This window comes from Oceaniserpentilla sp. 4NH20-0058, from assembly GCF_040371755.1.
GTDB lineage: Bacteria > Pseudomonadota > Gammaproteobacteria > Pseudomonadales > Oceanobacteraceae > Bermanella.
In genome coordinates this window covers 193,957-206,233 of sequence record NZ_BAABWE010000008.1, presented here as the reverse complement: position 1 = coordinate 206,233, position 12,277 = coordinate 193,957, and the positions used below count along the sequence as shown (strand labels likewise).

Sequence of the window (12,277 nt, the reverse complement as noted above, 5' to 3'; positions counted from 1 at the left end):
TGGATAAGCGGAGCGCCTTTTGGCTAGATAGAGTTTCTAGGGCCGAATAACCATGTTGGTACCTCACACTTTAATCAACGCATAGTACAAAAATCACTCTAGTTATCTCTAATCCACTTTATTGCTACTTTCAATTTATATGTCACACCTAGAAACATTGCCAACAAAATCAAGAAATTAAATCCTATATACCAAGCAAACTTTTTTAATCCAACTTGATAAAAATTAATGGCTTGACCCTTGTCCATATCAGCAACAAATTGATTGAATTCCCAAACATAGTGCTTAAATAAAAAATAATTTAAGCCTATTAACATCACTAACATTATGATGCCAAACCACCATAGTGGATACTTAATGATTTTATCTTTTTCTTCCATGGTTAGTTCCAGTTATTAACATACCCAGAAGCGTCAGCGAGGCCGTTCAGGCAAGGCATAAAATCGTTTAAGTGAGGCGCATAGCTCGCCTATGTAACGAACTTAAACGATTTTATAACGCCGCATCAACAACGCATGGCTACATGGATGTAGCCAGTAGAGCGACGCAGGATGCCAAAGCCGAGCTAGCTTCAACTATTCCCTAGAAACGTCATCGAGGCCGTCAAGACAAGGCAAAAAGATTCGAAATTGCGGAGCTTATGCTTTTATAAGTGACAATATTTCGAATTTTTTTCACGCCGTATTGGCAACGCAGATAGTTTCTAGAACCAATGACGAGTCCTATTGGCAAACCAGACCAATGACAACATCACCGGCACTTCCACTAAAACCCCCACCACCGTAGCCAGTGCGGCACCAGAATGTAAACCAAACAAACTAATAGCTACTGCAACCGCCAACTCAAAAAAGTTACTGGTGCCAATCATGCACGCTGGGGCCGCAACGTTGTGTGGCAGCTTAAGATATTTTGCCAATCCGTAAGCAATGAAGAAAATGCCATAAGTTTGAATCAAAAGTGGTATGGCAATCATCACAATGGCTTCTGGTTTATCTAAAATAGTTTGTGCTTGAAAGGCGAATAGCAAGACAACCGTAGAGATTAAACCCACAATAGACCAAGGTTTAACAGTGGCTAAAAAGCTTTCAAGTTTCGAGTGGTCATCACGTTTATCTAATTTTTTACGGGTGATAATGCCTGCCACTAATGGCAACAACACATACAACACCACAGACAATAATAAAGTTTCCCAAGGTACGGTGATGTCGGTCATGCCTAACAAGAATGCAGTGATGGGTGCAAAGGCAAACACCATGATCACATCGTTCACACTTACCTGCACCAAGGTGTAGTTTGGATCACCTTTTGTCAGTTGCGACCACACAAATACCATGGCGGTACACGGGGCGACACCCAATAGAATCATACCGGCGATGTATTCGTTGGCGGTTTGTGGGTCCACCATGTCGGCAAAAAATATTTTAAAAAACAACCAACCCAATAGGGCCATAGTGAACGGTTTAATAAGCCAGTTAATCACTAAGGTTAAAACCAAGCCTTTTGGTTTTTTACCCACGTCTTTGATGGATGAAAAATCCACTTGTACCATCATTGGGTACACCATTAACCAAATTAAAACAGCGATTAAAATATTCACATGGGCGATTTCCCACCCTGCGATCACTTCAAATACACCGGGCATAATGCTGCCCAGTATCACACCGGCCACAATGCCTAAACCTACCCACACGGAAAGGTAACGTTCGAAAATACCCATAATTTTTTGCTCGTTTGTTTTGCTGATTTAACTTTTGGATAAGTAGGATAGGTTAGCTGTGAGTGCAACGAACAGTGTAACCCATCAATTAAACGATGGGTTACGACCTCGCTAAAGCTCGCTCTAACCCATCCTACGAATATTAAGAATTAACCTTGTGCGCCCAGTTTTACCAGTTCCGCTTTTAGGGCGTCGCCGGTTAGGTTGTCTAAGTCCAATTCAAGAATCTTGTGAATGCGAAATTTAATTTCGTTAATGCAGGTTAAGAAGGCGGCTTTAATTTGATCATCGCTGCCTTCAACTTTTGATGGGTCTTCTAAGCCCCAATGCAACTTGATGCTTTTGCCAAACCATGCAGGACAAGTTTCACCGGCAGCACTATCACAAACAGTCACCACCACGTCCGGTGCAAAGCTTTCTAGCTCATCCCAGCTTTGGCTTTTAAGGCCATCGATTGCGATGCCTTGTTCTTGTAAATATTTAATGGATAGAGGATGCACTTCCCCAACCGGTTGACTGCCTGCACTGGCGGCTTGTAGTCGGCCATCACCTGCATGATTGGCAATGGCCTCCGATAAAATGCTACGACAACGGTTATGGGTACAAATGAATAAAATTTTCATAGACTGCGCAAGCCTCTATAGGTGGTATTTACCCATGAGCGCCCAGTTTTAAAAATTCCTGTTTAAGCGCTACTGGGGTTAAATTGTCTAAATCCAAATCTAAAATTTGGTGTGTGCGGCAAATTATGTCGTTTAAGCAATACAACAACGACGCTTTAATTTGCTCGGCAGTTCCTTGTTTTGCTGATGGGTCATCCAATCCCCAATGTAATTTAATGCTGTTTGCTAACCATTGTGGGTAGCTGGCTTGTTTGTCTTCGCCAACGCTGACTACCACATCTGGATGAAAGCTTTGTAGCTCGTCCCAGCTTTTGCTTTTTAAATCAGTTGTGGGAATGCCACTTTCTTGCAGATATTGCAGTGACATCGGGTCCACTTCTGTAATCATCTCACTGGCCACACTGGCCGCTTGTAATCTTGGGTCATCAGCGTAGTTAGCGATAGCCTCAGATAGGATGCTGGCACAGCGGTTTTGCGAACACACAAATAATATTTTCACGGACTCACGCCCTCCGTTATATTTTGAACTGGGCTGCCTGCCCATGAACGTACGTTTCAAAAATATAACGTTTGTGTTGCAGTAATATGTCTAAGGTTTAATTCCTAGCAACACGCCACTTTACGCTGGGGTTCATCTACCAGTACAAGGCGTTCGATTAATTCTGGTAACTTTGCCTCATTGGCAATCACCGCCTGACACACGATTTCATTGGCCCACTGGGGTAAACCGTCATGTACCCGATAAAACACCCATTGCCCTGACTTGCGAATATCTAGCAATTGGCATTCCCGCAAGGTGGATAAGTGCCGGCTGACTTTTGGCTGACTTAATTGCAACGCATCCACCAGCTCGCCCACGTTTAACTCACCTTGATTTTGAATAAGTACCATGATGAATAGGCGGGTTTCATCCCCTAGGCATTTAAATAAAGATAGAGGTGTCATATAGATTACCCATTATATATACGTCTAATCATATATATGGAAAATCAGATATACAAGCTTTCCGAGGATCACTAAGCATATGACCATAAAAGAAACCTTGGTTTGTGGAAAAAATTGGCACAAACTGGGATAATGCCGCGCAAATTTTGTGCATCTGCATCTTGAGTACCCCGTTTAAACGGGTGGCTCTTGCTCTGAATTCAAGGTACCTATGAAACAACAGCTTATTAGCCTTATTGAAGACACCCTTTGTGCTTTAAAAGACGCAGGAAAACTCCCTGCCGATGCAGCACCTAAAATCATGGTCGAAAACACCAAAGACAAAGCTCACGGTGATTATGCTTCTAACATTGCCATGGCCAGCGCCAAACTAGCAGGCATGAAACCCCGCGATTGGGCGCAAGAAATTATCAACGCATTACCTGTTAGCCCTATTTTGAACAAAGCAGAAATTGCCGGACCGGGCTTTATTAACTTTTTTGTAACAGAAGCCGCCAGCCTTTCCATTGTGAATACCATTTTCGAGCAAGGCGATAAGTTTGGCCACAATGATTCCGGCAAGGGTCAAAAGGTACAAGTTGAATTTGTATCCGCCAACCCAACGGGCCCATTACATGTAGGCCATGGTCGAGGGGCCGCAGTAGGTGATTGCATTAGCCGTTTATTAAGCGCCAACGGCTGGGACACTACTCGCGAGTTTTACTACAACGATGCTGGTGCGCAAATTGATAACCTAGCACTATCGGTTCAAGCACGCTGTAAAGGCTTTGGCCCGGGCGATGACAGCTGGCCAGAAAACGGCTACCAAGGTCATTACATTATTGAGCTGGCTGACAGCTTCATGAAAGGGGATACCGTTGAGTCCGCCGATCAAAGTTTTACTGGCACCAAAGACGCTGACGACCTAGATGGCATTCGTCATTTTGCGGTTGCTTACCTGCGCCGCGAGCAAGATCTAGACTTAAAAGCATTTGAAGTAGACTTCGACGTATATTTCTTAGAAAGCTCCTTATACAGCGAAGGCAAAGTAGAACACGCCGTACAAACCTTAATTAAAAACGGCTTCACCTATGAAGACGGCGGCGCATTATGGTTAAAAACCACCGAATTCGGTGACGACAAAGACCGCGTCATGCGCAAAACCGATGGCGGCTACACCTACTTTGTACCCGACGTGGCCTACCACCTAGACAAATGGCAGCGTGGCTTTAACCGCGTAGTGAACGAACAAGGTGCAGACCACCACTCAACCATCACCCGTGTGCGCGCTGGCCTGCAAGCGTTAAACATGGACATCCCTGAAGGCTGGCCGGACTACGTATTGCACCAAATGGTTACCGTGATGAAAGGCGGCGAAGAGGTGAAAATTTCCAAACGTGCCGGTAGCTACGTGACCTTGCGCGATTTGATCGACCAAGTAGGTTTAGACGCTACCCGTTATTTCTTAGCAGCCCGCGCTCCAAGCTCACAGCTCACATTCGATATTGATTTGGCCCTTAGCCAATCAAACGATAACCCTGTGTATTACATTCAATATGCCCACGCCCGTATTTGCAGCATTTTACGCAAACTTAATGAGCAAGACCTGACATGGGATCAAGCCAACGGCCTTGCCAAGCTGGACTTACTCACCGAAGACCAAGAAAAATTATTGGCCAATAAGTTAGCCCGTTTCCCAGAATTTGTAAAAGCCGCAGGCACGGCCAGCGCGCCACACATGATAGCCAATTATTTGCATGAATTAGCCAGTGAATTTCACGGCTACTACAATGCTCACAAAACAATTGTGGACGATGCTAACTTACGTGATGCCCGCATCACCCTTACCCAAGCGGTGCGCCAAGTACTGGTAAACGGTTTGGATTTAATGGGCATCAGCGCTCCAGAGGAAATGTAACATGGCATCAGGGACGCCTCGTTGGGTATGGATATTCACCCCGTTAGTGGCGGTTAGTTTTGCCGGATTTTTGCTGTACTTAACCACAGTGCCAGCAGGTGATGACATCGATAAAATTACCGATGGCATCATGCAAAACGCAAAAGCCGTAAAAGAAAACCTTAGCAATCAAGCCAAACAAAGCTTGAATGCCGAGGTACAAAAAGCCATTAAAGAAAAACTACCCGATTCTGAAACCGTTAAAAAAGCCGTTGAAAACTACGAGTTTTTTGAAATTTTAGAAAATAAAGAGATACAAGTTGAAGAAGTGCCTGAATACAAATCCACCCCAAAAGGGTTTGATGATAAAGGCAACAAAATTCAATACCGCTTAAAAACCGGCGCGTTTGCCGAACTAGAGCGTGCTGACCGCTTAAAAGCACAGCTCACCCTCAATGGTTTTAATACCCAAGTTGAAAGCGTGGATGTTAATGGTAAAACTTGGTATCGAGTTTTTACTGGACCTTTTGCAAACCGTTCACAAATGAACAAAGCGCAAGACCAACTTGTGCAAATGGGCATTAACTCGGTAGAAATTAAACAAACCCTGCCAAAAGAATAGTCAGGAACTTTTCTATACAACTTGCCCCTAAGTGTCATTCACATAGGGGCAAATATGAAACACATTCCACTTATCGCGCTGTTATTAACGGTTAGCCCACTACTTTTTGCCCACGACTGGCAACTACCGGAATTTAACGGTCTAATTGCCCCAGCCATTGGCTCAGATGACCTGCCTTATCAGCAAGTAAACACCAAAACACAACCTAGCTTATTAATTTTTGGTCGCCTAGGCGATGCCTTCATAGAGGGTAACCGAATTGGCTACCCTATCAAACGCTTTGGGTTTGGCAACTTATCAGCCATTGGCCAGCTACGTACCCATCAATACTTAGAGGCCTCAGACACCAACTTGACCAACCAAGACAGAGAGCGCGCTATTGAAGTTGGCCCACAATTTTCTGTGCCGTTAGGCCAAGGTTACGTTTCCCAGTTTAGTCTGTTTCAAGACATCAGCGGCAAGCACGATGCACAAGAATTTGAAGCGGCTATTTATAAACGCTTTGTATTTGAAGACTTACGCCTTGTGACAACCTTAGCCGCCCAGTATCAAAGCGAAAAGCTCATGGATTATTATGTTGGGACGGATAATTACGCCCCAAGAAGTGAATGGACTCAGGAAATAGAACTGTTAGCGGTATACGATCTAAATGAAAACTGGTCAATTGTTGCCATGTGGCGCTATTATAAACATGGAAAGGAATTTGAGAGTAGCCCGTTGACTAGTGGTGATACCACACAAAGGTTTGCTTTTGGAATAGGTCACCATTTTTAACAATGTTAGAATAATGGCGTAATCCGGATAGTGAGCATACGTCTTAAGGCTATAATAATAACTCGTCTCATTTAGCTAAAAGGCCAATTTATGGCTCAGCCGAGTTCGTTTTATGATTATGAGTACTCATGGCAAGGAATACGCTATGACGACCTTCTATGCACACTGCTAAACAGTTGTCATCGCATTATGAGCCACCCAGATAACAGCACCCTAGGGGAACTCATCAGTCATGTCATTCAGCAACAATCCCTTGATGGTTACTACCGCTTAGAAGTATGTGATCAAGTAATCATTGAGCATTACCAAAATGGTCGCCATGTAAGTTATCAAGGGGAGCAACCTCAAAAAGGCAGCAACTCTCACGCCGTCAAAGTGGTTGAACTTGAACACGCCATGATTTTCAAAATGCGCTTTATTCAGCTCTACCTCACCAAAAGCTTTCGTAATTACGAACTCATCGAAGACAGTCGCGATCTTTGGTTGTTATGGCTAATGCACATTGAAAGCTTGTGTCTGCAATATTCATTGAGTCAGTGCTACAAGCAAGAGCTAAACAACCAACAACATGAAGCCGCCATGCGCGTAAATTATCATGTGGATCTAAAAGTAAACATGACCCGTCTTAAGCGGCAAATGAAAGAAATGTATCAGGAGTACGGCGATCAGTTGATGACACTGCTCAATCCCAGCGGATTTATTGAAGAAACAAAACGCCAACAACTCATCGTACGCGCCATCTCTAGCCACCAAGCCAAACTCTCTAAACTGATTAAGCAACAATATGGATTGTATCTAAGCAGCCAGCGATTATTGGAATCAATCTTAACCTCTAACTAACCATCCAATGCAATGAATGGGGGTCACCCATTTCCAAAGGTTGTGGCCTAGGGCTAGACAAGTGGGATGATGGCTTTTGCTTAAATACCTGCGCATAACGCTCAGTTAAACGCCCTAAATGTTTAATTCCACAAGCATACGCTGCCTCTGTCACACTGCTGGCCGTCGATAACATGTGTCGAAAACGGTGCAAACGAAACTGCTGAATATAACTGCCCGGACTAATCCCCAGCTCATGCTTAAACACCAGCTGCAAGTTGCGCACAGACGTCGCCGTCACATCTGCCAAGCCATCTAAAGAAATAGGCTGAGCATAATGGGCGTGAATATAATCCAGTGCTTTGCCTAAAATCTTTTGCCTAGGTGTCGGTTTTACATCTATTAATTCAGCGTTAATGCACGGCAATAAGATATCTTTAATTAATGACTCGACCACATCAACAGCTAATGTCATGCCCTTAGCATTTGCTGCCAGACCTTGAGATAGTGCTTGTTCGCAGGCCGTAGCCACTAAAAGTAAGGCTTCTTTGTCGTATGCTTTACGGCTTGGCACGGTTGATAACTCAAAATAATCTTCCATAGCCGATGGACCCAGCACCTTAGTTAGCCAGCGTCCATCAATATGTAATTGATATAATTCAGTATTGTCTGGCACTATCCACTGAGCTTTTGCGCCGGGTAATAAAAATGGACTATGTTGCGCACCTCCTAAGGCACACTGGAAGGCATCAATATTATCGCCGCTAGAGGTAGGTAACTGAATTGCCACTAAATGCTCGGCAAAGCGGTACTCTTCAATGGCTGCCCCCTGATTAAGGCGCTTCATTATCAGCATTGGACCAAAATCCACCACGGCCAACTCTAAGCGTGCATCCCCGTGCAATGGCGTTGCAAGTACATCAATACACGGACAGGCTTGGGTTAAATAATAATAATCAAGCCCCTCATTGATATAAGACTTAATGGGCAGTGATGACTTCAATTCCATGGCGTAAACCTTCCTAAATCAACCCATTCGGGGTCGATCGTTTAATATAACACCGCAAAATTGGTCAACTTGTACTTTATTCGTAATCTGGACAATGCCTGATTAATATTTAATCACATGTCTAATTCAAACACCTTGTGTAAAGATATCCGTGCCAATTTCCCGATAAAACTTGAAGTTAGCGGAACCACCCCCATAACGGTGAATTGTAGAAATTCATCAGATACAGATTTAAGCTATGACAACCATATTAAGTGTGCGCCGAGAAGACGAAGTAGTAATGGGCGGTGATGGCCAAGTTAGCCTTGGCAATACCGTAATGAAAGGCAACGCTCGTAAAGTGCGCCGCTTATACAACGACAAAGTCATTGCAGGTTTTGCTGGTGCCACCGCTGATGCCTTCACCTTATTTGAAAAATTTGAGGCTCACCTACAAAAACATTCAGGGCAACTGACGCGCTCAGCGGTTGAGTTGGCCAAAGAATGGCGCAGTGACCGCGCCCTTAGAAAACTTGAAGCCATTTTAATCGTGGCCGATGAAACCGCCACCTTAACCATCACGGGGAACGGCGATGTGTTAGAACCAGAAAACGGCGTTATCTCTGTAGGCAGTGGTGGAAACTATGCACTAGCTGCGGCAAAAGCTTTATTTGAAAACACAGACTTAGGTGCCCGTGACATTGTGGAAAAAGGTTTAACCATAGCCGGTGATATCTGCGTATTCACCAATCATAATTTCACCATAGAAACCCTTAAAATCGAAAAATAGTGTTCACGTTTTACATTTGATTTTAAGTAAAGAGAAAAAACATGTTGCAAACCAATATTGAAAACAGCCTAACCCCAGCTCAAATCGTAACAGAGCTAGATCGCCATATTGTTGGCCAAAGCGAAGCCAAACGTAGTGTCGCCATCGCGCTTAGAAACCGCTGGCGTCGCATGCAGTTACCACAAGAAATGCGTAACGAAATCACCCCTAAAAATATTTTAATGATTGGCCCAACCGGTGTGGGTAAAACTGAAATTGCCCGTCGTTTAGCCAAGCTATCTAACGCGCCATTTATAAAAGTCGAAGCCACTAAATTTACCGAAGTAGGTTATGTGGGCCGCGATGTGGAAACCATTATTCGCGATCTAGTGGAAACCGGCTTTAAAATGCTACGCGAACAAGAAATGGAAGCCGTACAAGAAAGCGCAAAAAACGCAGCCATTGAGCGTGTATTAGATGTTTTATTAACACCAGCGCGTAACGAATACGAAAGCCAAGCAGACAAACCAGAAGACAGCGCCACCCGCGTATTATTCCGCAAAAAAGTGACAAACGGCGACATGGACGAAAAAGAAATTGAAATTGACGTGGCCGCCCCACAAGTAGGCGTTGAAATCATGGCCCCTCCGGGCATGGAAGATATGACCAGCCAAATTCAAAATATGTTTAGCAGCTTAGGCCAAGGCAAAAGCAACAAACGTAAGATGAAAGTAAAAGACGCACTTAAGCAAATTCAAGATGAAGAAGCTGGCAACCTAATCAACATGGACGAGCTAAAAGCTAAAGCCGTCGAAGCCGTTGAACAAAATGGCATCGTGTTTATTGATGAAATCGACAAAGTGGCCAAGCGCCAAGAGTCAGGTGGCGGCGGTGACGTGAGCCGTGAAGGTGTACAGCGTGATCTATTACCATTAATTGAAGGCTGCACGGTTTCAACCAAATACGGCATGCTAAAAACCGATCACATTTTGTTTGTAGCATCGGGTGCATTCCATCTAAGCAAGCCTTCGGACTTAATTCCTGAACTGCAAGGCCGTTTACCAATTCGCGTAGAGTTACAAGCACTGACACCGGATGATTTCAAACGCATCTTAACCGAGCCAAGCGCCTCTTTAACCGAGCAATATAAAGCCCTACTATCGACAGAAGGCTTGAACGTTGAGTTCACCGAAGACGGCATTGAACAACTTGCACAAACGGCATTTAAGGTAAACGAAACCACTGAAAACATCGGTGCTCGTCGCCTGCACACTATGATGGAACGCCTGTTAGAAAAAGTCAGTTTTGATGCAGAAAGCCTAGCCACTCAATACAGTGAGCAGCCATTACAAATAAATGGCCCATTTGTTACTGAGCACCTAGGTGAAATCGCACAGGATGAAGATTTAAGCCGCTTTATTCTTTAAACCTTTCTCGACAACAAAGGCTCAAGCTGAACCTTTGTTGTCTGCTTTTCCTCACCTACCTTTCAAATATTCGTATACCTCTTAGCTATAGTTTCATAACATGAACACAATACGGCTTTTACTGATAAGCTAAATTCTACAAATCAAGACAACCATAGACTTCTCACAATTTGCAGAAAAAGATAGCTGGCGAGATCCCAAAAGCGGTGAGTTATTTTTATTGTTTGTTTTAAAATAATTTTATGTACTACTATTTAGGCTAAACCATTTAAAGTACACATTATGAATGCAGACCACATTAAAATTGTCATTGCAGGTGCAGGCAGTATCGGTTGTTACATCGGCGGCATGCTGGTCAGTGGTGGTGCCAATGTGCGTTTTTTAGCTCGGCAATCCATGAAAAATAAAATAGACGCACATGGCCTGCATTTAACTGACTGGACTGGCCGCAGCACCCAACTTTCCCCTGACCAACTGCACATGAGTACCGACCCGTCTATTTTAAAAGATGCGGATCTCATTCTGATTTGCGTCAAAAGCAAAGACACGCAAGCCATGGCCAACACTATATTAAACAGCGGCAATCAACACGCTACGGTTTTCTCGTTTCAAAATGGGGTAAGTAACACCAACACCATTCATCAGATTTTGCCTAATCACACCGTATTACCTGTTATGGTACCGTACAATGTGGTCTCTCAAGCCAATGGACACTTTCACTGCGGTACTCAAGGGCACTTATATTGTCAGCAACACCACAAAGCCTTGTTATTGAAAGACGCCGCCGACACGGCCAAATTAGGCTTCGAATTAAAACACCATATGCAGAGTATTTTATGGGGCAAACTTTTACTGAATTTAAACAACCCTGTAAATGCCCTGTCGGGTATCCCATTAAAACAACAAATTGAAAACCGCGCCTACCGCAAAATTTATGTGGCTTGCCTAAAAGAAGGCTTAGCGGTTTTAAAAGCCGCCAATATTAAGCCCGGACAAGTGGCTGCGGTACCCATACAAACAGCCGTTAAAATACTATCTTTGCCAAATTTTCTGTTTAAACTCCTTGCTAAAAAAATGCTCGCCATTGATCCAAAAGCCCGCTCCAGCATGTGGGAGGACTTGCAAAACCAACGCCCTGTAGAGGTGGATTATATCTCTGGGGAAATCGTGAAATTAGGAAAACGTGTTAATATTGAAACCCCAATGAACCAGCGCTTAATTCGCCTAGTCAAACAGGCCGAGCAATCCGGTAACGGCAGCCCGAATTTAAGCCCACAGCAAATATTAAACGGTTAAGTTATGAGCCAAGTGCCCTCGGTTATTAAGTTTCATAAACAATCTCAGTTATTGGAACTGGCATGGGCCGATGTATCAAATCAGCTTAGTGCTGAGATGCTGCGCGTACTGAGCCCCAGTGCAGAAGTACGTGGTCACGGCAAAGGCAATGAAGTACTGCAATTTGCTAAAAAAGACGTGCGCATTTTAAAACTTGAGCCTGTGGGCAACTATGCTCTTAAAATCACCTTTGATGACGGCCATGACTCAGGCTTGTATAACTGGCCTTATTTACAAGAGCTATGTGCCAATAAAGACCAATTTTGGCAAGCCTACCTAGATAAACTGGCCGCAGCGGGCAAAAGCCGCGAAAGCGCACAAATTGCGTTTAAGTCAGTAGACTAACATCAAGACATCTGTCCGTAAGCCCGTTAGAATAGAC

14 protein-coding genes are annotated in these 12,277 nt (G+C 44.0%); 8 read left to right on the top strand and 6 right to left on the bottom strand.

All coding sequences use genetic code 11. The annotated features are described in order from the left end of the window. Positions 1–98: 98 nt before the first annotated feature. From ABWV45_RS12015 to ABWV45_RS11995, 5 genes are all read right to left on the bottom strand, one after another. Positions 99–380: a hypothetical protein gene (locus ABWV45_RS12015; protein ID WP_353351946.1), complete on the bottom strand. Its 282-nt coding sequence runs from the start codon at positions 378–380 to the stop codon at positions 99–101. A 323-nt stretch (positions 381–703) separates the two neighbouring features. Continuing rightward, positions 704–1,717: an ACR3 family arsenite efflux transporter gene (gene arsB / locus ABWV45_RS12010; RefSeq protein WP_353351945.1), complete on the bottom strand. Its 1,014-nt coding sequence runs from the start codon at positions 1,715–1,717 to the stop codon at positions 704–706. Positions 1,718–1,866: 149 nt separating this feature from the next. Further along, positions 1,867–2,340 carry an arsenate reductase ArsC gene (locus tag ABWV45_RS12005; protein WP_353351944.1) on the bottom strand — a complete coding sequence of 158 codons (474 nt, stop codon included), beginning with the start codon at positions 2,338–2,340 and terminating at the stop codon, positions 1,867–1,869. Between the two features lie 28 nt (positions 2,341–2,368). Then, positions 2,369–2,839, bottom strand: coding sequence for an arsenate reductase/protein-tyrosine-phosphatase family protein (locus ABWV45_RS12000; protein WP_353351943.1), 471 nt, complete (start codon positions 2,837–2,839; stop codon positions 2,369–2,371). A gap of 104 nt (positions 2,840–2,943) precedes the next feature. After that, positions 2,944–3,285, bottom strand: coding sequence for a metalloregulator ArsR/SmtB family transcription factor (locus tag ABWV45_RS11995; RefSeq protein ID WP_353351942.1), 342 nt, complete (start codon positions 3,283–3,285; stop codon positions 2,944–2,946). Positions 3,286–3,496: 211 nt separating this feature from the next. Here ABWV45_RS11995 and argS point away from each other — a divergent pair, with 211 nt between their 5' ends. From argS to ABWV45_RS11975, 4 genes are all read left to right on the top strand, one after another. Further along, complete coding sequence (gene argS / locus ABWV45_RS11990) at positions 3,497–5,182, top strand: arginine--tRNA ligase (RefSeq protein WP_353351941.1); 1,686 nt, start codon at positions 3,497–3,499, stop codon at positions 5,180–5,182. Between the two features lies 1 nt (position 5,183). Further along, positions 5,184–5,783, top strand: coding sequence for an SPOR domain-containing protein (locus ABWV45_RS11985; RefSeq protein ID WP_353351940.1), 600 nt, complete (start codon positions 5,184–5,186; stop codon positions 5,781–5,783). 54 nt (positions 5,784–5,837) lie between these two features. Next, positions 5,838–6,557, top strand: coding sequence for a MipA/OmpV family protein (locus ABWV45_RS11980; protein WP_353351939.1), 720 nt, complete (start codon positions 5,838–5,840; stop codon positions 6,555–6,557). Between the two features lie 90 nt (positions 6,558–6,647). Then, the gene (locus ABWV45_RS11975; RefSeq protein ID WP_353351938.1) at positions 6,648–7,397 is read left to right on the top strand and encodes a peptidylprolyl isomerase; all 750 of its coding nucleotides are present in this window, start codon (positions 6,648–6,650) and stop codon (positions 7,395–7,397) included. Here ABWV45_RS11975 and ABWV45_RS11970 read toward each other — a convergent pair. Next, positions 7,390–8,385, bottom strand: a complete 996-nt coding sequence (locus tag ABWV45_RS11970) for a helix-turn-helix domain-containing protein (RefSeq protein ID WP_353351937.1) — start codon at positions 8,383–8,385, stop codon at positions 7,390–7,392. The two genes, ABWV45_RS11975 and ABWV45_RS11970, sit on opposite strands and share 8 nt — an antisense overlap. 238 nt (positions 8,386–8,623) lie before the next feature. Here ABWV45_RS11970 and hslV point away from each other — a divergent pair, with 238 nt between their 5' ends. The 4 genes from hslV (at position 8,624) to ABWV45_RS11950 (ending at position 12,240) form a co-directional block, all read left to right on the top strand. Beyond that, on the top strand, positions 8,624–9,154 hold the full coding sequence (gene hslV / locus ABWV45_RS11965; RefSeq protein ID WP_353351936.1) for an ATP-dependent protease subunit HslV: 531 nt from the start codon (positions 8,624–8,626) through the stop codon (positions 9,152–9,154). 41 nt (positions 9,155–9,195) lie between these two features. Further along, positions 9,196–10,560 (top strand): ATP-dependent protease ATPase subunit HslU, encoded by a 1,365-nt coding sequence (gene hslU / locus ABWV45_RS11960; protein WP_353351935.1) that lies wholly within the window; start codon positions 9,196–9,198, stop codon positions 10,558–10,560. A gap of 282 nt (positions 10,561–10,842) precedes the next feature. Beyond that, positions 10,843–11,856, top strand: a complete 1,014-nt coding sequence (locus ABWV45_RS11955; RefSeq protein ID WP_353351934.1) for a 2-dehydropantoate 2-reductase — start codon at positions 10,843–10,845, stop codon at positions 11,854–11,856. A gap of 3 nt (positions 11,857–11,859) precedes the next feature. After that, entirely contained in the window at positions 11,860–12,240 is a 381-nt protein-coding gene (locus ABWV45_RS11950) for a gamma-butyrobetaine hydroxylase family protein (RefSeq protein WP_353351933.1), read from the top strand. Positions 12,241–12,277 lie beyond the last annotated feature (37 nt).